The organism is Xanthomonas sp. D-109 (assembly GCF_017746095.1).
Classification (GTDB): Bacteria; Pseudomonadota; Gammaproteobacteria; order Xanthomonadales; family Xanthomonadaceae; genus Xanthomonas_A; species Xanthomonas_A sacchari.
In genome coordinates, this window is record NZ_JAGHWV010000010.1 from 127,655 (window position 1) to 151,602 (window position 23,948).

24 protein-coding genes and 1 pseudogene are annotated in these 23,948 nt (G+C 69.5%); 16 read left to right on the top strand and 9 right to left on the bottom strand.

What is annotated here, in order from left to right:
- Positions 1–126: 126 nt before the first annotated feature.
- From J7357_RS11115 to J7357_RS11135, 5 genes are all read right to left on the bottom strand, one after another.
- Positions 127–930: a dienelactone hydrolase family protein gene (locus J7357_RS11115; protein ID WP_209246456.1), complete on the bottom strand. Its 804-nt coding sequence runs from the start codon at positions 928–930 to the stop codon at positions 127–129.
- A 79-nt stretch (positions 931–1,009) separates the two neighbouring features.
- Complete coding sequence (gene murD / locus J7357_RS11120; RefSeq protein WP_209246458.1) at positions 1,010–2,425, bottom strand: UDP-N-acetylmuramoyl-L-alanine--D-glutamate ligase; 1,416 nt, start codon at positions 2,423–2,425, stop codon at positions 1,010–1,012.
- On the bottom strand, positions 2,406–3,761 hold the full coding sequence (gene murL, locus J7357_RS11125) for a UDP-N-acetyl-alpha-D-muramoyl-L-alanyl-L-glutamate epimerase (RefSeq protein ID WP_209246460.1): 1,356 nt from the start codon (positions 3,759–3,761) through the stop codon (positions 2,406–2,408). The genes murD and murL overlap by 20 nt, the downstream gene beginning before the upstream one ends.
- Positions 3,758–4,210, bottom strand: coding sequence for a hypothetical protein (locus J7357_RS11130; RefSeq protein WP_209246462.1), 453 nt, complete (start codon positions 4,208–4,210; stop codon positions 3,758–3,760). Before J7357_RS11130 ends, murL begins: the two co-directional genes overlap by 4 nt.
- Positions 4,194–6,803, bottom strand: coding sequence for a bifunctional aspartate kinase/diaminopimelate decarboxylase (locus J7357_RS11135; RefSeq protein ID WP_209246464.1), 2,610 nt, complete (start codon positions 6,801–6,803; stop codon positions 4,194–4,196). Before J7357_RS11135 ends, J7357_RS11130 begins: the two co-directional genes overlap by 17 nt.
- A gap of 80 nt (positions 6,804–6,883) precedes the next feature.
- Between J7357_RS11135 and J7357_RS11140 the strand changes: the two are divergent.
- Both J7357_RS11140 and J7357_RS11145 read left to right on the top strand, forming a co-directional pair.
- Positions 6,884–7,203: pseudogene (locus J7357_RS11140) on the top strand (PhzF family phenazine biosynthesis isomerase); the annotation flags it as partial.
- A gap of 172 nt (positions 7,204–7,375) precedes the next feature.
- Positions 7,376–8,254, top strand: a complete 879-nt coding sequence (locus J7357_RS11145; RefSeq protein ID WP_209246466.1) for a PhzF family phenazine biosynthesis protein — start codon at positions 7,376–7,378, stop codon at positions 8,252–8,254.
- A 98-nt stretch (positions 8,255–8,352) separates the two neighbouring features.
- Here J7357_RS11145 and J7357_RS11150 read toward each other — a convergent pair whose 3' ends face one another.
- Both J7357_RS11150 and J7357_RS11155 read right to left on the bottom strand, forming a co-directional pair.
- On the bottom strand, positions 8,353–8,958 hold the full coding sequence (locus tag J7357_RS11150; protein ID WP_209246468.1) for a glycine zipper 2TM domain-containing protein: 606 nt from the start codon (positions 8,956–8,958) through the stop codon (positions 8,353–8,355).
- 227 nt (positions 8,959–9,185) lie between these two features.
- Complete coding sequence (locus J7357_RS11155; protein ID WP_209246470.1) at positions 9,186–9,617, bottom strand: OsmC family protein; 432 nt, start codon at positions 9,615–9,617, stop codon at positions 9,186–9,188.
- Between the two features lie 278 nt (positions 9,618–9,895).
- Between J7357_RS11155 and J7357_RS11160 the strand changes: the two genes are divergently transcribed.
- From J7357_RS11160 to J7357_RS11180, 5 genes are all read left to right on the top strand, one after another.
- On the top strand, positions 9,896–10,294 hold the full coding sequence (locus J7357_RS11160; RefSeq protein ID WP_026143706.1) for an HU family DNA-binding protein: 399 nt from the start codon (positions 9,896–9,898) through the stop codon (positions 10,292–10,294).
- 142 nt (positions 10,295–10,436) lie between these two features.
- Positions 10,437–11,132, top strand: a complete 696-nt coding sequence (locus J7357_RS11165; RefSeq protein ID WP_209246472.1) for a tellurite resistance TerB family protein — start codon at positions 10,437–10,439, stop codon at positions 11,130–11,132.
- 4 nt (positions 11,133–11,136) lie between these two features.
- A complete protein-coding gene (locus tag J7357_RS11170) occupies positions 11,137–11,703 on the top strand; it encodes a M23 family metallopeptidase (protein WP_209246474.1) in 567 nt (188 codons plus the stop codon).
- A 94-nt stretch (positions 11,704–11,797) separates the two neighbouring features.
- Positions 11,798–12,097, top strand: a complete 300-nt coding sequence (locus J7357_RS11175; RefSeq protein WP_010342007.1) for a DUF3861 family protein — start codon at positions 11,798–11,800, stop codon at positions 12,095–12,097.
- A gap of 90 nt (positions 12,098–12,187) precedes the next feature.
- Positions 12,188–12,784: a DUF1439 domain-containing protein gene (locus J7357_RS11180; RefSeq protein ID WP_209246476.1), complete on the top strand. Its 597-nt coding sequence runs from the start codon at positions 12,188–12,190 to the stop codon at positions 12,782–12,784.
- Between the two features lie 127 nt (positions 12,785–12,911).
- Here J7357_RS11180 and J7357_RS11185 read toward each other — a convergent pair whose 3' ends face one another.
- Together J7357_RS11185 and J7357_RS11190 are read right to left on the bottom strand one after the other, a co-directional pair.
- On the bottom strand, positions 12,912–13,457 hold the full coding sequence (locus J7357_RS11185) for a type 1 glutamine amidotransferase domain-containing protein (RefSeq protein WP_209246478.1): 546 nt from the start codon (positions 13,455–13,457) through the stop codon (positions 12,912–12,914).
- 98 nt (positions 13,458–13,555) lie between these two features.
- Entirely contained in the window at positions 13,556–14,023 is a 468-nt protein-coding gene (locus J7357_RS11190) for an SET domain-containing protein-lysine N-methyltransferase (RefSeq protein ID WP_010342011.1), read from the bottom strand.
- A 195-nt stretch (positions 14,024–14,218) separates the two neighbouring features.
- Between J7357_RS11190 and J7357_RS11195 the strand changes: the two genes are divergently transcribed.
- The 9 genes from J7357_RS11195 (at position 14,219) to upp (ending at position 23,900) form a co-directional block, all read left to right on the top strand.
- Positions 14,219–14,677, top strand: coding sequence for an SUF system Fe-S cluster assembly regulator (locus J7357_RS11195; protein WP_017913833.1), 459 nt, complete (start codon positions 14,219–14,221; stop codon positions 14,675–14,677).
- 15 nt (positions 14,678–14,692) lie between these two features.
- On the top strand, positions 14,693–16,135 hold the full coding sequence (gene sufB / locus J7357_RS11200; protein WP_209246480.1) for a Fe-S cluster assembly protein SufB: 1,443 nt from the start codon (positions 14,693–14,695) through the stop codon (positions 16,133–16,135).
- A gap of 164 nt (positions 16,136–16,299) precedes the next feature.
- The gene (sufC, locus tag J7357_RS11205) at positions 16,300–17,067 is read left to right on the top strand and encodes a Fe-S cluster assembly ATPase SufC (protein WP_209031706.1); all 768 of its coding nucleotides are present in this window, start codon (positions 16,300–16,302) and stop codon (positions 17,065–17,067) included.
- Entirely contained in the window at positions 17,064–18,326 is a 1,263-nt protein-coding gene (gene sufD, locus J7357_RS11210; protein ID WP_209246482.1) for a Fe-S cluster assembly protein SufD, read from the top strand. Before sufC ends, sufD begins: the two co-directional genes overlap by 4 nt.
- Complete coding sequence (locus tag J7357_RS11215) at positions 18,323–19,573, top strand: cysteine desulfurase (RefSeq protein WP_209246484.1); 1,251 nt, start codon at positions 18,323–18,325, stop codon at positions 19,571–19,573. Before sufD ends, J7357_RS11215 begins: the two co-directional genes overlap by 4 nt.
- Before the next feature lie 162 nt (positions 19,574–19,735).
- Positions 19,736–20,272 (top strand): GNAT family N-acetyltransferase, encoded by a 537-nt coding sequence (locus J7357_RS11220; protein ID WP_019799167.1) that lies wholly within the window; start codon positions 19,736–19,738, stop codon positions 20,270–20,272.
- Positions 20,269–20,601, top strand: coding sequence for a non-heme iron oxygenase ferredoxin subunit (locus tag J7357_RS11225; RefSeq protein ID WP_017915885.1), 333 nt, complete (start codon positions 20,269–20,271; stop codon positions 20,599–20,601). The genes J7357_RS11220 and J7357_RS11225 overlap by 4 nt, the downstream gene beginning before the upstream one ends.
- A gap of 348 nt (positions 20,602–20,949) precedes the next feature.
- Positions 20,950–23,130 (top strand): methyl-accepting chemotaxis protein, encoded by a 2,181-nt coding sequence (locus J7357_RS11230; protein WP_209246486.1) that lies wholly within the window; start codon positions 20,950–20,952, stop codon positions 23,128–23,130.
- Positions 23,131–23,267: 137 nt separating this feature from the next.
- Positions 23,268–23,900 carry a uracil phosphoribosyltransferase gene (gene upp / locus J7357_RS11235; RefSeq protein ID WP_010342021.1) on the top strand — a complete coding sequence of 211 codons (633 nt, stop codon included), beginning with the start codon at positions 23,268–23,270 and terminating at the stop codon, positions 23,898–23,900.
- The last annotated feature ends 48 nt before the right edge of the window (positions 23,901–23,948 follow it).

The following is a 23,948-nucleotide window of genomic DNA, read 5'->3' on the forward strand; positions in this document are numbered from 1 at the left end:
CCGGACCAAGTCAACGGCGCACACGCTTTAGGTCTGGTGACGCAGTGGAATTGGCAAAGCGCGATGTACCGCTTTTGCCAATCCCCAATCCCCAATCCCGCCAAGCGCGCAGCGCGAGGCACCTCCCTAATCCCGCCCGAAGCGCTCCTCGAAGAAGTCCTCGAGCATCCGGTAGGCGCGCTTGGCGGCGCGGGGGTTGTACTGGCAGCCCGGCGGGCTGTTGGCGTCGGCTTCGGCGAAACAGTGCACCGCACCGCTGAAGTTGACGAACTGCCAGTCGGCGCCGGCGCGGTTCATCTCCTGCTCGAAGGCAACGATGTCGTCGCGGCTCACGCTCTTGTCGTCGGCGCCGTTGAGTACCAGCACCGGCGCCTTGGCGCTGCCTGCGGCCGCCGGGGCTGCGGTGGCCAGGCCGCCATGCAGGCTGACCACGCCGGCCAGTGGCGCACCGGCACGGACCAGTTCCAGCACCGTGGTGCCGCCGAAGCAGAAACCGACCGCGCCGATCTTGGCCGGGTCCAGCGGTACCTTGCCGGCCTGCGCTTTCAGCGCCGCCACTGCCGCCAACGCGCGTGCGCGCAGCGTGGCCGGGTCCTTCTTCAGCGCACCGGCGAACTGCCCGGCCTCGGCATCGTTGGCCGGACGCTTGCCCTTGCCGTAGACGTCGGCCACCAGCACCACATAGTCGTCGCCGGCCAGGCGCTTGGCTTTCTCCACCGCGGAATCGTTGACGCCGCGCCAGTTCGGCACCATCACCAGGCCCGGACGCTTGTCGTGGTCGGCATCGTCGTAGACCATCACGCCGCTGAAACTGTCCTTGCCGACCTGCCACTCCACCGGCTTGGCCTGCATCGCCGCCAAGGCCGGCAGCGGCAGCGCCAAGGCCAATCCAAGCAACCCGGTCCACCGCATCATCGAACGTGTGCGCATCGCCCTTCTCCCGTGGGAACCCGCGCGGGAGTGTACGCAAGGCGCCGCAAGCGCGATGTGTGCGCCGAGGCGACGCGGCTCAGGCGATGCCCAGCCCCGGAATGGCACTGATCGCGTCCGGGTCGAACCCGGCCAGCGCGGCGAAATGGCGGCCGCGCGCCACGTAGTCGCGGTAGGCGCCGAAGCTGGGCGCGCCGGGCGACAGCAGCACCACGCCGCCCTGCTCGCCCAGCGCCGCGCGCGCCAGCGCCACCGCGTCCGGCAGGTCGGCCGCGGCATGCAGGCCGAAGCCGGCGTCGGCGGCCAGCGGCGCCAGCAGCGCATGGATGCGCGGGCCGTTGGCGCCCATCGTGACGATCTCCAGCGGCGCCCCGCCATCGCGCATGTGGTCGGCGAAGGCCTGCCAGTCCAGGCCGCGGTCGTGGCCGCCCACCAGCAGCGCGATGCGCCGCCCGCGGAAGCACTCCAGCGCCGCGAGGCTGGCATGCGGGGTGGTGCTGATCGAGTCGTTCACATAGGTCACGCCGTCGCGCGTACCGAGGGTCTGCAGCCGGTTCGGCAGCGGCCGGAAACGATCGGCCGCCGGCGCCAGCGCCGCCGCATCCAGGCCCAGCGCCTCGATCGCGGCCAGCACCGCGCACAGGTTGCCGCGGTTGTGCCGGCCCGGCAGCGGCGCCTGCGCGCTGTCGTACACCGCGGCGTCTCCGCGGTAGACCACCTCGCCGCGCATGTGCCAACCGTCCTCGCGGTTGAACCAGCGCACCTCGCTGTCGGGCAGTTGCAGGGCGGCCAGTTGCGGATCGGCGGCGTTGAGCAGGGCGATGCGCGGCCGCGCATGGGTGACCAGCTCGAGCTTGTCGGCAATGTAGCGCGCCTGGCTGCCGTGCCAGTCCAGATGCTCGGGAAACAGGTTCAGCACCAGTGCCAGCTGCGGCCGTGCGCCGCTGCGGGCGACGTCGCCGGTCTGGTAGCTGGACAGTTCGATCGCCCAATACTGCGGCGGCGGCATCGGCGCCAGCACTTCCAGCAGCGGCACGCCGATGTTGCCGACCAGGCCGGTGCGATGGCCGCCGGCGCGCAGCAGGTGCGCCAGCAGCGCGGTGGTGGTGCTCTTGCCCTTGGTGCCGGTGACGCAGACGCTGCCGGGCACCACCCCGTCGGCACCGGCGTGTTCGGCGAACCACAGCGCGGTGCCGCCGATGAAGCGCGTGCCGCGCGCCGCGGCGGCCTGCGCCTCGGGCCGGTATGGACTGATCCCGGGCGACTTGATCACCACATCGAACGCGGCCAGGCGCTCGGCAGTGGCCTCGGTCTCGACATGCAACGCAGGATCGTGCAGCGCGGCGATCTCCGCCGCTTCGTCAGCCGAACAGAACACCGTCAGCGGCAGCACAACTCCCGATTCCCGCGCGCGCACCGCCGCATACGCCGCACGGCCCTCGCGGCCCCAGCCCCACAGCGCGACGCGCTGCGACTCAAGCTGCGAAATTCGCACGCACGCGTTCCCACAGGTCGGCCGGGATGCGGTGCTGCGCGTCCAGTTCCAGCAGCGGCTCCACGCGCAGCTCGGCGGGGTCGAGCTGCGGCTGGATCTCGCGGATGAACCGCGCCACCAGCGCGTCCTCCTTCCATTCCGCGCGCGCCGCCAGCGCCGCCATCGCCGCGCGCGACTCACGGCCTTCGCCGACGCACTCGAACGGCTTGTGGTCCTGGAACTCCAGCAACGCATCGAAGCCACCGGCCTGGCCGGCATCGTCGAGCAGGTTGCGGCCGAAGATCCGCACCAGCCGCGTCTTCGGCATGAACGGCGCCAGCGCCAGGAACACGAAATGGCATTTCGGGCAGACCCCGCACCAGCGGTGCGCCGGACGCTCGCCGAGGATATGGAAATTGCGGTTGCAGCTGGAGAAATGCGCGTCGTAGTGATCGCTCTTGGCGAACTGCCGCGCCACCGCCAGTTCCGACAGCGGGCGCAGCAGCGAGTAGTAGCGCAGGTCCGCGGCCACATAGCGCTGCACCTGCTCACCGAACGCCTGCTCGAAGGCCCAGCCCTTGGACCACTGGTGGTTGACCTCGCCGGTGCCGGCGATCTGGCTGCCGTAGCTGGCCGAGTGCTCGTTGGAGAACACCACCTGGCCGGCGTCGTGCAGCACCGCGGCGAACACCAGGATCGCCGAGTTCACCGCCGTCACCGGAATATGCCCGTTCCACGCGCCCTGCCGGTTAAGCTCGAACAGCTCCGGCGCCAGCGTGCGGCCGATGTTCAAGGTCGGCAGCCCGGTGCGCTCGGCGCAGGCGCGGATCAGCTGCGAGCCGCCGATCCAGGTCACCGTCTGCGCCACGCCGGCCGCGCGCAGGGCCTCGATGCTGACCAGCGAATCCTTGCCGCCGCCGATCGCCACCAGCGCCTGGTCGCGCAGCCCCAGCGCCGCGGCATCGGCCGCGTCGGCGTCCGCAGCCGGGAAGCGGATGCGCCCGCGCAGGTCCAGGCCGTTGCGATAGGCGAACTCGCCCAGGCCATGCAGGTACACGCTGTCCAGCAGCGCGGCGGTCTCCGCATCGATGGCGTAATCGTCGATGACGATGCGCGGCGGCACCGCCGCCTTGTAGTAGCTGACGCCGGCGATCAGGTGCAGCAGGCGCAGGGCGCGCTGCGCCGCCTGCGCGCGCGCCGGGTCGAGCGCGAACGGCGCGCCGGGCACGGTGATGGTCTCCACCAGCTCCGGGCCGTCGTCGAACGCATAGACCAGGCGCGCCACGCCGCTGTCGGCGTCGAAGCCGCAGCGCACGAAGCGGAAGGTGGCGATCTGCTGTTTGTCGAAAGCGGTCATGGACGTCCTGCAAGCACACGGGTGTGCCGCAGATAGCGGCGGCACAGAAGAAATTCGAGCATCGAAAACGGCAAGGCGGCCCACAACAGCGGCAGGCAACCCAACCCGTAGACCATCAGCAGCAACGGCCATGGCAGGCCGGCCGGCAATGCCGCCGCGGACACCAGGAAGATCGCCCCGACATACAGCGCCAGCACCGGCACATAGGCAACCGCGGTCAGCAGCAGGGTGCGCAGCGCCAGCGTGCCGGCGCTCGCACTGCGCCCGCGGCGCGGCCAGCGCAACGCCAGCCAGGCGCCGGCGGCAGCCGCGACCAGCGCCGGCGGCACCCACTTGAGGCTGTCGGCCCACGGCAGCGGTGTGCCGGCCTGGTCCAGTGCGGTGGCCGCGGCCATCGCCACGGCGCCGGCCGCGGCGCTGCACGCGACGAACTCAGCCTGCGCGCCCATCGATCGCCTCCTCGCGGGGCAACTCGCGCTGGTTGTAGGTGCTGGCCATGCTGTAGCCGTAGGCGCCGGTGTCGGCGATCAGCATCACGTCGTCGGGCGCGGTGCCCGCCGGCAGGCGCCGGCGCTTGCCGAACACGTCGCTGGATTCGCAGATCGGCCCGACCACGTCGAACACGGTCTCGGCCGGCTGCTCCAGGCGGCTCAGGTTCGCCACGTCGTGCCAGGCGTCGTACAGCGCCGGGCGGATCAAGGTGTTCATGCCGGCGTCCAGGCCGACCCGGCGGATACCGTCCTTCTCGATCACCTGGGTGGCGCGGGCCAGCAGCACGCCGCATTCGGCGACCAGGTAGCGGCCCGGTTCGATCGCCAGGCGGAACGCCGGATGCACCGCCTTGGCCTCGGCCAGGCCCTGGGCGAAGGTGTCCAGGTCGAACGGTTCGTCGTCTGCGCTGTACGGGATCGGCAGGCCGCCGCCGATGTCGATGATCTCGACGCTGCCGATACGCCGGGCGAAGCCGGCCAGCTCGTCGCACATGCGCCGCCAGTGCTGCGCCGTCTCCACGCCGCTGCCCAGGTGCGCGTGCAGGCCGACGATGCGGATGTCCAGCGCGCGCGCGGCCTCGACGAACTCGTCGACGCGGGTCGCCGACAGGCCGAACTTGGAGGCCTTGCCGCCGGTGTTGACCTTCTCGTGGTGGCCGTCGCCATGGCCCAGGTCGATACGCAGCCACAGGCTGCGGCCGCGGAACAGCTCCGGCCAGCGCTGCAGGGCCTCGACGTTGTCCACGGTCACGGTCACGCCCAGCGCAAACGCGGCTTCGTACTCGGACCGGGGCGCGAAGCTGGGGGTGAACAGCACGCGGCGCGGCGACAGCTCCGGCCTGATCTCGAACACCCGGCGCAGTTCGCCGTGCGAGACGCACTCCAGGCCGAAGCCCTCCTCGACCAGGGTCTGCAGGATGGCCGGATGCGCGTTGGCCTTGATCGCGTAGTAGCGCTGGTCCACCGCGGCGATCGCCTTGAGCGCGCGCGCGCGTTCGCGCAGGGTCGGCAGGTGATAGACGTAGCGCGGCGTGCCGGCCTCGGCCAGGCGCAGCAGATGCGCGCGCTCACCCTGCCACCACGGCACCGGCCGCGGCCGCACCGTGCCGGCGATCTCGCGCCAGCGTGGGCCGAACACCTCGGTCTCCTCCACCGGCATCGCGCCGCTGTCGATCAGCTCGGCGTGCAGGATCGGCAGCAGCCCGTCGGCGTCGGTCTCGTCGATGACGAAGGTCAGGTTCAGGTCGTTGGAGGACTGCGAGATCATGTGCACGCGCTCCTTGCCGAACGTGGCCCACACGTCCGAGAGCTTGTGCAGCAGCGAGCGCATGCCGCGCCCGACCAGGGTGATCGCCGCGCACGGCACGATGATCTTGACCCGGCAGATCTCCGCCAGGTCGGCCGACAGCGCGGCCAGCACGTCGGTGTTGACCAGGTTCTCGCTCGGGTCCAGCGACACGGTGACGTTGGTCTCGGCCGAACCGATCAGGTCCACCGACAGCCCGTGCTTCTTGAACAGCGCGAACACGTCGGCCAGGAAGCCGACCTGCTGCCACATGCCGATGCCTTCCATCGACACCAGCACGATGCCGTTGCGGCGGCTGATCGCCTTGACCCCGGGCACGGTGCGGGCGTTGCCGTCGATGCTGGTGCCGGGCAGCTCCGGGCGCTCGGTGTCCAGGATCGCCATCGGCACGCCGCCGTCGCGGCACGGCTTGATCGAGCGCGGGTGCAGCACCTTGGCGCCGGTGGTGGCGATTTCCTGCGCCTCGTAATAGTCCAGGCGGGTCAGCAGGCGCGCATCCGGCACTTCGCGCGGATTGGCGCTGAACATGCCAGGCACGTCGGTCCAGATCTCGACCCGGCTGGCGCCGAGCAGCGCGCCGAAATACGCCGCCGAGGTATCCGAGCCGCCGCGGCCGAGGATGGCGGTGCCACCGTCCTGGTGCCGGGCGATGAAGCCCTGGGTGATCAGCATGCGCGTGGGCTGGGCGACGAAGCGCGCTCGCCACTGCGGATCGGATTGCCACTGGCACGACACCGACAGGCGCCGCGACCAGGCGCTCTGGTTCGGCTGCGGCGGCAGCGCGTCCAGCCACTGCCGCGCATCCATCCAGCCCATGTCCAGGCCATTGGCGCGCAGGTAGGCGGCGCCGAGGGTGGAGGACAGCAGTTCGCCCTGCCCCAGCACCTCGGCCTGCCAGTCCAGCGTGCGCTCGGCCGCGCGCGGATCGTCGAGCAGGCCGCGCAGCGCCGCCAGGCGTTCGCCCAGCACCGCCTCGGCGTCCAGCTCCAGTTCGGCCAGGAAATCGCGGTGACGCTGCTCCAGCGCGGCCACGCGCTGCGCGCTGTCGGCGCTGCCGTCGGCGATCGCGGTCAGTTCGTTGGTGACCCCGGACAGGGCCGACACCACCACCAACACCCGCGCACCGGTCTCCTCCGCGCGTTTTTTCGCCAGCGTCCCAATCGTGTCCCAGCGATGACGACGCGACACCGAAGTGCCGCCGAACTTGAGGACGATCCAGCGATCGACAGGAGAGGAAGCTGACATGGAGTGGGGGTGTCTGAGATGTGGGGAAAACGCCCGAATGCTCGAGCGGAACCCCCGATTCTACTGCCAACCGAGCACCGATGAGCGAGCGCGGTTACCTGCAACTGGACGTCTTTTCGGCCAGTCCGTGGCTGGGCGTGGTGCGCGATGCCGCCGACCTGGACGCCCCGCGCATGCAGCGCCTGGCGGCCTGGCCGAACCTGTCGGAGACGGTGTTCTTGCTGCCGCCGGACGCGGGCGCGGACCACCGCATCCGCATCTTCAACCCCAGGGAGAACTGCCGTTCGCTGGCCACCCCAGCGTCTGCGCGGCCTGGGCGGCTGTCGAACTCGGCCTGGCCACGCCCCGCGATGGCGTGCTGATCCAGCAGTGCAATGCCGGTCTGCCGCCGGTGCGGATCGACACCGACGCAGACGGTCGCCGCGCCTGCGTACGCAGTCCGCGCGCACGGCGCCGCGACACCGTGCCGTCGTCGCTGAGGGATGAACCGGCAACCGGGTGCAAGCGGTGATCGCCGACAAGATCGCTTGGTAAGCTCCGGCCTCCCCCACCGCCGTCCGGAGTTTCCCGCCATGGCCGCACGCCGCTTCTTCCAGGTCGATGTCTTTTCCGCCCGCGCCGGCAACGGCAATCCCTTGGCCGTGGTGCTCGATGCCGATGGATTGGACGCCGCCACGATGCAGGCCATCGCACGCTGGACGCGCCTGCCGGAAACCACCTTCGTGTTCGCGCCGACGCGGCCGGACGCCAGCTACGGCCTGCGCATGTTCAGCCCGCAGAAGGAAGTGCCGTTCGCCGGCCACCCCAGCGTCGGCACTGCGCACGTCGCGCTGGAAGCGGGCATCGCCAGCCCGCGCGACGGCGTGCTGATCCAGGACGGCATCGCCGGGCTGCTGCCGCTGCGCGTCGATGTGGACGCTGGAGTACGCAGCATCGCCATCCGCACCCCGCGCGCGCAGGTGGCCGAGATCGCCGATGCCGCGGATCCGCGCCTGCAGGCGGCACTGCGCGGCTGGCCCCTGGGCGCGCTGCCGCCGGTGCGCATGGACGGCGGCCGCTGCTGGTGGCTGGTCGAAGTGGCGGACGAAGCCGCATTGCGCGCGCTGGCACCGGATTGGGACGCGATCGCCGCTCTGGCCGAAAGCACCGCCAGCATGGGCGTGTTCGCCTACGCGCGCAGCAGCGGCCAGGCCTATGCGCTGGCGGTGCGCGCCTTCGTCGGCAACGGCCGGCGCTTCGAGGACGCCGCCTCCGGTGCGGCCAACGCCGTGCTGGCGGCGTGGCTGGATCACAGCCACGCCCTGCCCGGCCATGGCGGCCGCTACGTCGCCAGCCAGGGCCGCGAAGTCGGCCACGACGCCCTGCTGACGCTGCACGTGGACGAGACTGGCGAGGTGTGGTCCGGCGGCCAGGTGCAGACGGTGATCGAAGGCCACATCGACTGGCCCTGATCGACAGTCGCCGGCACCTTGCATCGCAGGTGCCGACGGACGCGCAAAACGAAGGGCGCCTCGCAAGGAGGCGCCCTTTGGTTTAGTCGGGCAATACGTCAGTCGGGCAGCACGTCGACGCGGACGCGGATGCGGTCGCCCGGAGGCGAGGCGGTGCGGGTGTGGTAGTAGCGGCCGCCGTACTCGTAGGTCACGTCGTAGCCGTCGACGCGGTCGTAGCGTTCGGTCCGATAGGACACCGGCTCGCATTCGCGGACCACGCCGCCACCGTAGCCGCCGCCATAGGCGCGGGCATTGGTGTCGTAGATCGAACGGCCGGCCAGGCTGCCGAGCATGGTGCCGACGGCGGTGCCGACGAAGCGGCCATTGCCGCCGCCGACGCGGCTGCCGAGCACCGCACCGGCGATGCCGCCGACCACCGACGAGGCGGTGCGGCCGCCATCGGTGCCGCGGTAGCCGTAGTCGCTGGCGTAGCTGCCGGATGCCGGGCGGTCGTAGCAGCGCTCGGTGGTCTCGCGCGGGCCGTTGACCTGCACCATGATCGGATCGGCGCGCACCACGCGCGCATATTCGTAGGTGCCGGACGCATACCCACGGTCGCGGTAGTCGTCGTAGCGGGTGTAACCGTAATCCTGCGCGGCGGCGGAGCCGATGACGCCGACAGCGAGCGCAGCGGTCAACAGACGGATCGAGAGCTTGTTCATGGCGATGGTTCCAAGCGCGTGGATCGCGCGACTGCATGCTCGATCCGAGGCGGTGAAACCAGACTGAATAGGGACGGTTGCGCCGCTTACATTTAGTGGCGCGACAGCATCGGGCGGCCCATGCGTGCAGGTCGGTACGGCAGCGATGTGCATGGCCGCCTCGCGGCGACACCGTGTCGGTGCGCCGCAACACGCGCGGCCCGGCACGTCGCCGGGCCGCGCCGGGCTCAGCCCAGCTCCGCTTCCAGGCTGATCGGCACCGCGCTCAGCGCCTTGGACACCGGGCAGTTCTGCTTGGCGTCGTCGGCCAGTTCGCGGAAGCGCGCGGCGTCGATGTTCGGCACCACGGCCTTGACCTTCAGGCGGATCTGCGACAACTGCGGACCGCCTTCCATCGACAGATCGACGTCGGCGCGGGTGTCCAGCGCGGTCGGCGGGAAGCCGGCTTCCGTCAGCTTGGCCGACAGCGCCATGGTGAAGCAGCCGGCGTGCGCGGCGGCGATCAGTTCCTCCGGATTGGTGCCCTTCTCCTCGCCGAAGCGGCTGTTGAACGCATAGCGGGTGTTCTCCAGCAGGCCGCTCTGCGGCGTGTTCAACCGGCCCTGGCCGGTCTTGAGATCGCCTTCCCAATGCGCGGTGGCGTGACGCGAAATGCCCATGTGAGGCTCCTGTCGGTGAGTGGAGCGCGGACCATAGGCGAGGCGGCGTTACGGGCTTGTGCTTCTGCCCAGCAGCAGCGATGGGCACGCGCGACAGCGGAAATGCCCGACCATCTCTCCACGCAAAGTGCCGGCGCCGGCGAAAAAGACGCCAGTCGCGGCGAATATTCGCGTTTTTTTGCTTCCGGCCTATTGGCGCGGCGTAGCACATGCCCTACATTTCGCCATGCCGACGGGGTCGGCGCGACCCAAACCACCAAATACGGAATCAGGACATCATGGCAAAGACCGCAAAAAAGGCTGCCCCGAAGAAGGCAGTGAAGAAGGTAGCGACCAAGGCCGCCGCCAAGCCGGCCGCTCCCAAGCCGATCAAGGACGTGCTGAGCAAGTCCGCGCTCGTCGCCCACATCGCCGAGACCAGCGGCGTGATCGCCAAGGACGTGCGCGCCGTGATGGCCTCGCTCGAGCACGCCGTGGCCGGTTCGGTCAGCAAGAAGGGCGCTGGCTCGTTCACCCTGCCGGGCCTGCTGAAGATCACCGCCGTCAGCGTGCCGGCCAAGCCGAAGCGCAAGGGCATCAACCCGTTCACCAAGGAAGAGCAGTGGTTCGCCGCCAAGCCGGCCACCACCAAGCTCAAGGTGCGCCCGCTGAAGAAGCTCAAGGACGCCGCGCTCTGAGCAGCGTCGCCTGATCCAGGCAAGCACACCGACGAGACGGCCCCGGCCGTCTCGTTTTTTTGCGCGGCCTGCGCGCCCGGATTGACGGCCTGCTAAGGCCGCGGCCGCTATACCGGTGTTTCCTTTCCACCGGATCGCGTGCATGAAACTCCAGGGCTTTCTCGACCAACTGCTGCAATCGGCGCAGGGCGCTCCCGGCCAGGCCATAGGCAAGACCGGCACTGCCGCTCCGGCACACGCCGGCACCGGCGGCCTGGGCGGCCTGCTCAACGCCGATTTCGGCAAGGGAGCCCTCAGCGGTGGTGCGCTCGGCCTGCTGCTCGGCAAGCACCGCACCACGCGCAAGCTGGCGACCTATGGCGGGCTGGCCGCGCTGGGGCTGATGGCCTATCGCGCCTATGGCGACTACCGGCGCCAGCAACTCGGCGCCGCCGCGCCCGAACCGCAGACGCTGGACCGGCTGCCGCCACTGGAAGTGGAACAGCACAGCCAGGCCGTGCTGCGCGCACTGGTCGGCGCGGCCAAGGCCGACGGCCACCTGGACGAGCGCGAGCGGACGCTGATCGAAGGCGAGTTCGCCCGCCTCCATGGCAACGACGCCGACGTGCAGCAGTGGCTGCATGCGGAACTGGAAAAGCCGCTGGATCCGGCAGAGGTGGCGCGCGCATCGACCACCCCGGAGATGGCCGCGGAAATGTATCTGGCCAGCTTGCTCGCCGCCGACGAACAGAGCTTCATGGAGCGCAGCTACCTGGACGAACTGGCACGGCAGCTCGGCATCGACGACGCATTGAAGCAGCGCCTGCAGGAACAGGCGGCCGCCCTGCACGCGGGCTGAGCGCATGGCCGCGGCGCCCACGCTTTCGCCAGCGCAGCGCCTGCGCCGCGAACTGCTGCGCGCGGCCTTGCTGGCCGCACTGGCGGTGGCCGCGGCCTGGGCCTGGCGGCATCCCTGGGCGCAGCGCCTGCGCGTCGGCTGGGAGTTGGCGCGCGCGCCGGCGCCGACGGCCCTGCACATGCCGGTCGAAGGCGTGGATCCGCGGCGCGTGGCCGCCACCTTCGGCGCGCCGCGCGGGCGCGACCGCCAACACGCCGGCGTGGACATCTTCGCCAGGCGCGGCACCCCGGTGGTGGCTGCGACGCGCGGCATCGTCGTGGCCATCGCCGACCGCGGCCTCGGCGGCCGCCAGGTCTGGGTGCTCGGGCCGGCCCGGCAGCGGCACTACTACGCGCACCTGGAAACGTGGGCGCCCGGGCTGCAGGTCGGCGACCTGGTGGAACCGGGCGACCCGCTCGGCGCGGTGGGCGACAGCGGCAACGCGCGCGGCACGCCGCCGCACCTGCACTACGGCGTCTACGCCGAAGGCGGCGCCTACGACCCGCTGCCGCTGCTGCGCGCGGCACGCTGAACGGACGCACTGGAACAGAGCGTCGCGAGCGACAGGCTCGTGGTGCCGCTCGCGCGCGCCTATCTTGGAGGCACACCCCGCGTGCGCCACTGCCATGACCGCCTCCCAACGCTATCGCGTCACCGTCACCCCGATCCAGGACGACGGCCTGCCCTGCCAGGGCCGCTGCACCATCGAACTGGAGGCGCGCTGCCGGCAGGACTGGATGCGCCTGCTCGAAGCGGCACAGCGCCAGCCCGGACTGCGCGGCGACGAGCGTGCCGCGCTGATCGTCGGCACGCAGTTGCTGCGCGGCCTGGGCGAGCGCAGCGAGGGAGAGGCGCGTGAACTGCTGGCGCCGCTGCAGCCGGCGCTGGACGCGCTGCTGGCACGGCTGGCGCTGCCGGCCGCCTGAGCGGCGACACGGCGCGGCGCCGTTTCCGCTAATCGCGCATTCACCGGCCACGGTTATGGTGAATTCCTCTCGTTCGCCCAGGGCTTCCCGATGATCTTCCGCAAGTTCACCCTGCGCGCGGCCGCGCTGCTGGCGCTCGCCGCCGCCACCCAAGCCCAGGCCGAACCGACCATCCAGGGCCACCAGGTCAGCGTCGGTGCCGCCGACGTGCAGCACTACCTGGACGGCAGCTTCCCGCAGACGCACAAGGCGCTGGGCGGGCTGATCAAGATGACCGTCCGCGATCCGAAGCTGAGCCTGCCGCCGGGCGATCGCCTGAAGATGCAGTTCGACCTGAGCATGGCCACCGGCGGCGGTGCGCCGACGCCACTGGGCCAGGTCCTGCTGACCAGCGCGCTGCGCTACGACCAGCAAAGCCAGAGCTTCCACCTGCAATCCCCCACCATCGACGACTTCCGCCCGGCCGCCAACGGCGGCAAGCTCGACGCCAATACGCGCGAGTTGCTCAATGCCTGGCTGGAGGACTACGCGCGCAAGGAGCCGATCTACAAGCTCGACCCGCGCCTGACCGCGATGCTGGGCGACGTGCAGATCCAGTCGGCCGGCGTGGAAAACGGTTCGCTGGTGGTGCGCTTCAACCAGGACATCGGCAAGCTGGTGCCGGCGGGCATGCTTCCGGGGCAGTAGACGCACGCTCCTGCACGGCCTCGGTCTGCCCAGAACGCGGATGCAGAAACGGCGGCCTAGGCCGCCGTTCTGCTGTTTATCGTTCGTGTTCGCCGCAACGCGGCGCCGTCGCGTCGCCGCCGGTGACTCAGCCCAGCGCCTTGGCCACCGCCTGCGCGAAGGCCGGGATGTCGTCCGGCTTGCGGCTGGTGATCAGGTTGCCGTCCACCACCACCTCCTGGTCCTCCCAGCGTCCACCGGCATTGGACAGGTCGGTCTTCAGCGACGGCCACGAGGTCACCTGGCGGTCGCGCACCAGCCCGCTCTCGGCCAGCAGCCACGGGCCATGGCAGATCGCCGCCACCGGCTTGCCGGCGCTGGCGAAGGACTGGATGAAGGCGATCGCCGTCGGCTCGGTGCGCAAGTTGTCCGGGTTGATGACGCCGCCCGGCAGCACCAGCGCGTCGTAGTCGCCGGCCTGGGCCTGCTGCAGACGCTTGTCCACCGGCACGCTGTCGCCCCAGTCCTTCTTGTTCCAGCCGCGGATGCTGCTCGCGTCGCCCGGCGCGATCACGTCGACCTGGGCACCCCAGGATTCGAGCAGACGCTTGGGTTCCTGCAGTTCCGACTGTTCGAAACCATCGGTGGCCAGGACAGCCACCTGCTTGCCGGCAAGGGAAGGAATCGCGCTCATGGGACACTCCTCGAGTAGGGGGAGTCCCACCGTAGAAACGCGCCGGTGGCAATGCCGTGAACCGCGCGTCGGCGCGGCGTGCACGGCTGGACGCGACCTCAGCGCTTGGGCTGAAGCATGGTGCCGGTGCAGTTCTTGGCGCCGCAGCGGCATTCCCAGATCTTCTTCAGCCGCGGCGTGTGCCGCTCGGCCAGGGTGATGCCGTAGTTGTAGGTGAGCTCCTCGCCGGGCTTGATGTCGCGCAGCGCCTCGATCACCACCTTGTCCTTGCGGCGGTCATCGCCCTCGGCCTCGACGATCACCGCCTCGCAGTTCGGCGCACAGCTGTGGTTGATCCAGCGCGCGTCGTTGCCCTCGTAGTTGGCGTCGATCACGTAGTCGTCGCTGAGGGTGAACAGGAAGGTGTGCCCGGTCTCGACGTCGCCGGCCTCGTCGCGGTCGACCTCGGCGTGGCTGCGGCGGCGGCCCTTGTACTCGATGACCCGCTCGCCTTTCTTGAGCGGCAGCACGGCGAACACGCCGTTGCCATGGATGCGGGACTTGCGGGCGGCGATCTTGCGGGGCATGCGGCGATCCGGACAGGAAAGGACAGATTCTGGCGCACATCGCGCGCGATCCCAAGTCCGCGCGTGCCGGCCCGCCGACCGCGTCCCCGCTCCGGCCCGATCGTACCGATCGAAATAAGAGATGAATGGCCCGGTTGGACGCTGCGGCGCAAAAGAGTACAATTTCGGTCCGCATTGAAAAACCACCGTGTCGCCATGCTCCGCGTCACCAAGCTCACCGATTACGCCACCGTCGTGCTGACCGTGCTCGCCGCGCGTCCGAACGAAGTGCTGAGCGCGACCGAACTGGCCGAACAGGCCGGTCTGGAGCCGCCCACGGTCAGCAAGCTGCTCAAGCCGCTGGCCCAGGCCGGCCTGGTCGAGGGCCTGCGCGGCGTGCGCGGCGGCTACCGGCTGGCACGCCCGGCCGACGCCATCACCCTGATCCAGATCGTCGAGGCGATGGAAGGTCCGCTGGCGATCACCGAATGCAGCCACCACGGCAGCCAGTGCAGCATCGCCCAGACCTGTGGCGTGCGCTCCAACTGGCGGCTGATCAACGACGTGGTCGCCGACGCGCTGCGCGGCGTGACCCTGGCGCAGATGCTCCACCCCCTCCCCCCCTCCGGCGATCCGAAACGGCGTCCCATCGCCGTGCGGTTCGCGACCACCTGACCTGTAGGCAGCCCCATGGCCACCGAAAACGCTGAAATCCTGGAACGGCTGGGACGTCGCTACGACGCCGGCTTCATCACCGACATCGAATCCGATTCGTTCCTGCCCGGCCTGAACGAGGACGTCGTGCGCGCCCTGTCCGTGAAGAAGGACGAGCCGGAATGGATGACCGAATGGCGCCTGGCCGCCTACCGGCACTGGCTGAAGATGCCGATGCCGCACTGGGCCAAGCTGGACATCGCGCCGATCGACTTCCAGGCGCTGAGTTACTACTCCGCGCCCAAGGGCCCGAAGTACGCCTCGCTGGACGAGGTGCCGAAGGAGCTGCTGGACACCTACGACAAGCTCGGCGTGCCGCTGCACGAGCGCGCCAAGCTGGCCGGCGTGGCGGTGGACGCGGTGTTCGATTCGGTCTCGGTCGGCACCACCTTCCGCAAGGAACTGGCCGAGAAGGGCGTGATCTTCTGTTCGATGTCCGAGGCGATCAAGGAACACCCGGAGCTGGTCAGGCAGTACCTGGGCAGTGTGGTGCCGGTCGGCGACAACTTCTTCGCCGCGCTCAACTCGGCGGTGTTCTCCGACGGCAGCTTCGTATTCATCCCCAAGGGCGTGCGCTGCCCGATGGAACTGAGCACCTATTTCCGCATCAACGCCGGCCACACCGGCCAGTTCGAGCGCACCCTGATCGTGTGCGAGGACAAGGCCTACGTGTCCTACCTGGAAGGCTGCACCGCGCCGATGCGCGACGAGAACCAGTTGCACGCGGCGGTGGTCGAGCTGGTGGTGCTGGAAGACGCGGAGATCAAGTACTCCACCGTGCAGAACTGGTACCCGGGCGACGAGGAAGGCCGCGGCGGCATCTACAACTTCGTGACCAAGCGCGGCGAGTGCCGCGGCGCGCGCAGCAAGATCACCTGGACCCAGGTCGAGACCGGTTCGGCGATCACCTGGAAGTACCCCTCGTGCGTGCTGCTGGGCGACGACTCGGTGGGCGAGTTCCACTCTGTGGCGCTGACCCATCACCGCCAGCAGGCCGACACCGGCACCAAGATGATCCACGTCGGCAAGCGCACCAAGAGCAAGATCGTCAGCAAGGGCATCAGCGCCGGCCGCGGGCAGAACACCTACCGCGGTCTGGTCAAGGTGGAGCGCAGCGCCGAGGGCGCGCGCAACTACACCCAGTGCGACTCGCTGCTGATCGGCAAGCAGTGCGGCGCGCACACCTTCCCGTACATCGAGGTCAAGCATCCGACCGCGACCGTCGAGCACGAGGCCACCACCTCCAAGATCAGCGACGACCAGCTGTTCTATTGCCGCGCCCGCGGCATCGACCAGGAGAACGCGGTGTCGATGATCGTCGACGGCTTCTGCAAGCAGGTGTTCCGCGAACTGCCGATGGAGTTCGCAGTGGAAGCCAAGAAGCTGCTGGAAGTGTCGCTGGAAGGCTCGGTGGGCTAGCGCCCTTCCCTTCTCCCGTCGGGAGAAGGTGGCGCGAAGCGCCGGATGAGGGTACGTGCGAAGCCTCGCGCACCCAAACCCGCTAGATGCTTCGCACCGCACCCTCACCCCAACCCCTCTCCCGGCGGGAGAGGGGCTAATCAAGAATTCTGATGGACTACCCCATGCTCACCATAGAAAACCTCCACGCCTCCGTCGCCGGCAAGGACATCCTCAAGGGCCTGTCGCTGCAGGTGAAGCCCGGCGAAGTGCACGCCATCATGGGTCCCAACGGCGCCGGCAAGTCCACCCTGGGCAACGTGCTGGCCGGCCGCGACGGCTACACCGTCACCGACGGCAGCGTGCGCTTCGACGATGCCGACCTGCTCGAACTGGAACCGGAGGAGCGCGCCGCCGCCGGCCTGTTCCTGGCCTTCCAGTACCCGGTGGAAATCCCCGGCGTGAACAACACCTACTTCCTGCGCGCCGCGCTCAATGCGCAACGCAAGGCGCGCGGCGAGGCCGAGCTGGATTCGATGCAGTTCCTCAAGCTGGTGCGGCAGAAGCTGGCGGTGCTGCACCTGAAGGACGAACTGCTGCATCGCGGTGTCAACGAGGGCTTCTCCGGCGGCGAGAAAAAGCGCAACGAGATCTTCCAGCTGGCGGTGCTGGAACCGAAGCTGGCGATCCTCGACGAGACCGACAGCGGCCTGGACATCGACGCGCTCAAGACCGTGGCCGAAGGCGTCAACGCGCTGCGTTCGCCGGAGCGCGCGTTCGTGGTGATCACCCACTACCAGCGCCTGCTCGACTACATCAAGCCGGACGTGGTGCATGTGCTGGCCGACGGCCGCATCGTGCAGACCGGCGGCCCCGAACTGGCGCTGGAACTGGAAGCGCACGGCTATGCCTGGCTGAAGGAGCGCGTGGCGCCCGAGGCGGCAGTGCAATGAGCGCCCTGCTCGACTCGCTGGCCGCCGCATTCCACGGCGATAGCGCGCGCCGTGCGCCGCTGGAGCAAGCGCTGCGCGACGGCCTGCCCGGCGCGCGCAGCGAAACCTGGAAATACACCTCGCTGCGTGCGCTGGAACGGCGCAGCTTCGCCCCGGCGCCGCAGAGCGCGCCAGTGGTGGACGCCGCGCTGCTCGACGGCATCCCGGCGCCGCGCCTGGTGTTCGTCAACGGCCGCGCCAGCGATGCGCTGTCGGACCTGTCCGGCCTGCCGGCCGGGGTGGAACTGCAGCGCCTGTCGACGATCCTGCAACGCGGCGACGATGCCATGCGCTTCCTCGGCCGCCGCTTCGAGCGCAGCGACGAAGTGTTCGCCCGGCTCAACGCTGCCCTTGCCGACGAAGGCAGCGTGCTGCGGGTGGACGCCGGCGTGCGCGTGGAACTGCCGCTGCACCTGGTGTTCGTCTCCACGGCCGCAGAGGCCGACCTGGCCTGGCACCATCGCCACCTGATCGAACTGCGCCAGGACGCGGCGCTGGCCGTGGTCGAGCATCACCTGCATGCCGGCGATGCCGCGCACCTGAGCAACAGCCTGGCGCACGTGCACCTGGCCGCCGGCGCGCAACTGACCCACGCCCGCGTCCAGGACGAGGCCGCCGGCGTCACCGCACTGCTGCGCACCGATGCGGTGCTGGCGCGCGACGCGCAGTACCGGCGCGTGGACCTGGAACTGGGCGGCGCGCTGGTCCGGCACGAACTGAATGTGCGCCTGGAGGGCGACAACGCCCGGCTGGTCGCCAATGGCGTGCTGCTCGGCAACGGCCGGCGCCAGCTCGATACCCGCCTGGGCATCGAGCACATTGCCCGCGACACCGCCTGCGAACTGCTGTGGCGCGGCGTCGCCACCGGGCGCAGCCGCGTGGCCTTCCATGGTGGCATTCATATCCGCCACGGTGCCGACGGCACCGACGCGGCGCTGTCGAACAAGAACCTGCTGCTGTCCGCCGACGCCGAGATCGACACCCAGCCGGTGCTGGTGATCGACGCCGACGAGGTCAAGGCGGCGCACGGCGCCACCGTCGGCCAGCTCGATACCAATGCGCTGTTCTACCTGCGCTCGCGCGGGCTGCCGCAGGAACGCGCCCAGCAACTGCTGACCGCCGCGTTCTGCCGCGAGCCGGTCGGCACGCTGGAACCGGTGCTGGGCGAAGGCCTGCTGGCACGGCTGGAGCGGGCGCTCAGCGCCGCAGGCGTGGCATGAACGGGCCCGCCGCGCATACCGTCACGCCGCACGCGCCGGACTGGGACGCGGTCCGCCGCGACTTCCCGCTGCTGATGCGGGAAGTGCACGGCAAGCCGCTGGTGTACTTCGACAACGCCAACACCGGGCAGAAGCCGCTGCAGGTGATCGCGGCGACCGACGCGTTCTATCGCCGCCACAACGCCAACGTCAGCCGTGCCGTGCACGCGCTCGGCAGCGAGGCCACCGAGGCCTACGAAGGCGCACGGACCCGGCTGGCGCGCTTCCTCAACGTGCGCGCCGACGAACTGGTGCTGTGCAGCGGCGCCACCTTCGCGCTGAACCTGGTGGCGTACTCGTGGGCATTGCCGCGGCTGCGTGCCGGCGACACCATCCTGGTGTCGCGCATGGAACACCACGCCAACATCGTGCCCTGGCAACTGGTCGCGCAGCGCACCGGCGCCACGATCAAGGTCGCCGAAATCACCGCCGACGGCGCGCTGGACCTGGACGCGTTGCGCGCGGCGATGACCGCCGACGTCAAGCTGCTGGCCCTGGCCCATGTCTCCAACGTGCTGGGCACGGTCAACCCGGTGCGCGAGATCTGCCGCGAGGCGCGCAAGCGCGGCATCGTCAGCGTCATCGACGGCTCGCAGGCCGCGCCGCACCGGCCGCTGGACGTGGCCGCGATCGGCTGCGACTTCTACGCCATCACCGGCCACAAGATGTGCGGCCCGACCGGTACCGGCGCGCTGTGGGCGCGGCGCGAGCACCTGCAGGCGATGCCGCCGTTCCTGGGCGGCGGCGAGATGATCAAGGAAGTCAGCTTCGACGGCACCGTGTTCAACGACCCGCCGCACAAGTTCGAGGCCGGCACCCCGAACATCGCCGGCTTCGTCGGCCTCGGCGCGGCGGTGGACTATCTGCAGGGGATCGGACTGCAGCACGTGGAAGCACGCGAGAGCGAACTGCTCACGCACCTCACCGAGGAGCTGCAGCGGATCGACGGCCTGCGCCTGTTCGGCACCGCGCCGGGCAAGGCCGCGGTGGTCTCGTTCCTGATCGAGGGCGCGCACGCCCACGACCTGGCCACCCTGCTCGACCTGGAAGGCGTGGCGGTGCGTTCCGGCCAGCACTGCGCGCATCCGCTGCTGCAGTTCTACGGCGTCGCCGCCACCTGCCGCGCCTCGCTGGCGTTCTACAACACGCATGCCGAGATCGAGCGTTTCGTGGCGGCGCTGCGGAAGGTGCGGGCGCTGCTGGGGTGATTGAAGCCGGGAATCGGGAGTAGGGAATCGGGAATCGGCAAAGCGCTCCACGTATGGACTTTGCCTAGCGGGCGGGAGGTGTCCTCGCCTCCCTGAGAGCGCGCATTTCGATTCCCGATTCACCATTCCCCATTCCCGGCGGCACGCCCTAGAATCGCCCCCATGCACACGCTCACCTTCCGCACCGCCACCGTCGACGATCTCGACGCCATCGCCGCGCTGGTCACCTCGGCCTATCGTGGCGACAGCAGCCGCGTCGGCTGGACCACCGAAGCCGACCTGCTCGACGGCAACCGCATCGACCGCGAGGTGCTGCGCGCCGACATCCTGCGCCCGCGCAGCCTGGTGTTGCTGGCCGAGCGCGACGGCGTGCTGATCGCCTGCGCGCACGTCGCAGACGAGGACGGTGCCGGCTATTTCGGCATGTTCTCGGTGCAGCCGCAGGCGCAGGGCGGCGGTCTGGGCAAGACCGTGCTGGCCGAGGCCGAGCGCATCGCCTGGCAGGAATGGCGATTGCCGCTGATGCGGATGTCGGTCATCGACCTGCGCGAGGAACTCATCGCCTTCTACGAGCGCCGCGGCTATCGCCGCACCGGCATCAAGAAGCCGTTTCCGTACGGCGATGCGCGCTTCGGCCTGCCCAAGCGCGAAGACCTGCGTTTCGAGGTGCTGGAAAAGCCGCTGGGCGGTGCCGCATGAGCGAGACCTGGACCTTCGTCTGCGCCGACGGCGAACTGCTGCCGGGCGAAATGAAGACGGTGTGGGACGAGGTGACCGATACGCCGATCGTGGTGTTCAACTTCGACGGCCAGTTCTACGCACTGGAAGACCGCTGCAGCCACGAGGACTACGAGCTGTCCCCCGGTACCTTCGACCCTGCTGCCGGCAGCATCGAGTGCGTGCTGCATGGCGCCCGCTTCGACGTGCGCGACGGCCGCGCCCTGTGCGCGCCGGCCTACGGTCCGGTGCCGAAGTTTCCGGTGAAGTCCGAACACGGCGGGCTGTGGACCCGCGACGACCGCGGCTGAAGCCGCCCCACTCCGCCGCAAGACGCACTTTGCCGCGCCTCTGGCAATAGCGTGACGCAGCATGCTGCTGCGCCTTGAACGCGCGTGGACACGGCCTTGATCCCAATCGCAGCATCACGGCGCGTGCACCTGCTGTGTGCATGCGCATGCGTGGGACATCCACAACTGGGATGAAAAGACCATCTCGATCGATCCGATTAAAGATCCCGATACCCTCGCCGTTAACGGGAAACGAGGTAGACGAATATGCAATTGCGTCACGATTGCGTGAAATATTCGTTGCTTTTCGTATCAATAAAGTGCCGCGACCATCCCTGGTACTCCCACCCCTCTTGCTAGGACCAGAGCATGACCGCTCTTCTGCATCGCTATAACGTTTCCCGGCGCCTCTCCTTCGCCTTCGGCCTGCTCATCCTGCTGTCCTGCGGGCTGGTGGTCGGCGGCCTGGTCACCCTGTCGCAGGCGCGCAGCCAGTTGGACACCGTCGCCCACCGCACCGTGTCCAGCATCGTCTATACCAACGAAATGCTCGATGCCAGCTCGGACATCGGCATCCAGTTGCGCAACATCGTGCTGCCGACCACACAGGAGGAAAACATCGCCTTCGCCAAGATCATGGTGACGGAACTGCGCCGTTATCGCGAATACTGCACCAAGCTGTTCGCCATGCCCGCCACCAGCGCGCGCGATCGCGCCTTGCGCGAGCAGATGAACCGGACCTACGCGCAGGCGAGCGAGGTCAACCAGCAAGTGCTGGAACTGGGCCTGACCTACAAGTCCGACGACGCGATGAAGGTGCTGCTGCAGCAGGCCGCGCCGGCGACTCAGCGCTGGCGCGAGGCGATCAGCGCCTACGCCAGCTGGCAACGCAACAACGGCGAACAGGCCTACGCCGATGCGACTGCGGTGATGGCGCGCGGCCGCTTCCTGCTGATCGCTGGCGGCTTGGCAGTGGTGCTGGTCAGCAGCCTGCTGGCCTGGACGATCACCCGCAGCCTCACCGTGCCGCTGGCCCGCGCCACCCGTGCCGCCGAAGCCATTGCCGAGGGCCGCCTCGACAACGACGTGGTCACCGACGCGCGTGACGAACCCGGCCGCCTGCTGGTCGCGATGGGCCGCATGCAGACCCAGTTGCAGCGCTTCTCCCGCGAAACCGCGTTGATGATCGAGCTGCATGCCGACAAGGACATCAGCCACCGCATGCCGCAGGACTTCCCGGGTGTGTACGGCGAGCTGAGCAAGGGCATCAACACCATGATGTTCGAGCACCTGGATGCCATCGTCGAGGCGGTGGAGATCCTCAACGAATACGCCAATGGCGACCTGCGTCGCGACGCGCGCCGCCTGCCCGGCAGCCGCGCGGTGCTGCACGAATCGATGGATGCGGCCAAGGCGAGCCTGCTGGCGATCAACACCGAGATCAAGCGCCTGGCCGCGTCGGCCGCGGCCGGCGACTTCAGCACGCGCGGCGATGCCGCGCGCTTCCAGCACGACTTCCGCCTGATGGTGCAGGACCTCAATGCGATGATGGAGGTCAGCGACGTCAACCTGGGCAAGCTGTCGGCGTTGCTGCAGTCCATCGCCGCCGGCGACCTCACCACCCGCATGCAGGGCGACTTCCACGGCGTGTTCGCACGGATGCGCGAGGACGCCAACGCCACCACCGACCAGTTGACCGGCATCGTCGCGCGCATCCAGACCGCCGCCAGCAGCATCAGCGCCGCCGCCGGGGAGATCGCCAGCGGCAACGATGACCTGTCGCGCCGCACCGAGCAGCAGGCCGCCAGCCTGGAGGAAACCGCCGCGTCGATGGAAGAACTGACCTCCACCGTGCGCCAGAACGCCGAACACGCCCGCCAGGCCAACCAGTTGGCGGTCGGTGCCGCCTCGGTGGCCTCGCAGGGCGGCATGGTGGTGGGCCAGGTGGTCGAGACCATGAGCGGCATCGAGGCCTCGTCGAAGAAAATCGCCGACATCATCTCGGTGATCGACGGGATCGCCTTCCAGACCAACATCCTGGCGCTCAACGCCGCGGTGGAAGCGGCGCGCGCCGGCGACCAGGGTCGCGGTTTTGCGGTGGTCGCCACCGAAGTGCGGACCCTGGCGCAGCGCTCGGCCAACGCCGCCAAGGAGATCAAGACGCTGATCGACGAGTCGGTCGACCGTGTTGCTGAGGGATCTGCCCTGGTCGACCAGGCCGGCAAGACCATGCAGGAGATCGTCGGTTCGGTGCAGCGCGTCACCGACATCATGGGCGAGATTTCCGCCGCTTCGCAGGAACAGTCGGCCGGCATCGAGCAGGTCAACCAGACCATCACCCAGATGGACGAGGCCACCCAGCAGAACGCAGCACTGGTGGAGGAAGCCACGGCCGCCGCGCGCGCGATGGAAGAGCAGGCAGGCCAGCTGACCCAGGCGGTGGCGCTGTTCAAGATCGAGGCGGGCGGCAACGCGTCGCCGGGCATGGCGCGCACCGTGACCGTGCAGCGCGCCCGAGCGCAGGCCGAGGTGCTCGAACCCGCGGCCTGAGTGTCGTCTCGGCATGGCCTGCGGCGCGCACGATCGGCGCGCCGCAGGCCATTCGCGCGACATGGGCCGGCGCCGGCACCTGGCGGCGCCGGAGCCGGCTGCGGCACACTGTGCGCCTCCCCCTTGCGAGCGCGCCCATGAAGATCGTCGAAGTCCGCCACCCGCTGGTACAGCACAAGATCGGCCTGTTGCGCGACGCGGCGCTGAGCACCAAGGGCTTCCGCGAACTGGTCACCGAGCTGGGCACCCTGCTCGGCTACGAGGCCACCGCCGACCTGGAGACCGAGACCCACACCATGGACGGCTGGGCCGGCCCGACCCAGGTGCAGCGCATCGCCGGCGCCAAGATCACCCTGGTGCCGATCCTGCGCGCGGGGCTGGGCATGCTGCCGGGCGTACTGGCGCTGATTCCCGCGGCGCGGGTCAGCGTGGTCGGCCTGCAACGCGACGAGGAAACGCTGCAACCGGTGCCCTACTTCGAACGCCTGACCGGCCGCCTGGAAGAACGCGACGCGTTGATCCTGGATCCGATGCTGGCCACCGGCGGCACGCTCATCGCCACCGTGGACATGCTCAAGCGCGCCGGCGCACGGCGGATCAAGGGCATCTTCCTGGTCGCCGCGCCGGAAGGCCTGCAGGCGCTGGAAGCGGCGCATCCGGACGTGGAGGTGTACACCGCCGCCATCGACGAACGGCTCAACGACAAGGGCTACATCCTGCCGGGCCTGGGCGACGCCGGCGACCGCATCTTCGGCACGCGCCTGGGCTAGGGCGCGTCATCAATCCCCGAGCATGCTCGGGAATCGGTGACTCGCCCT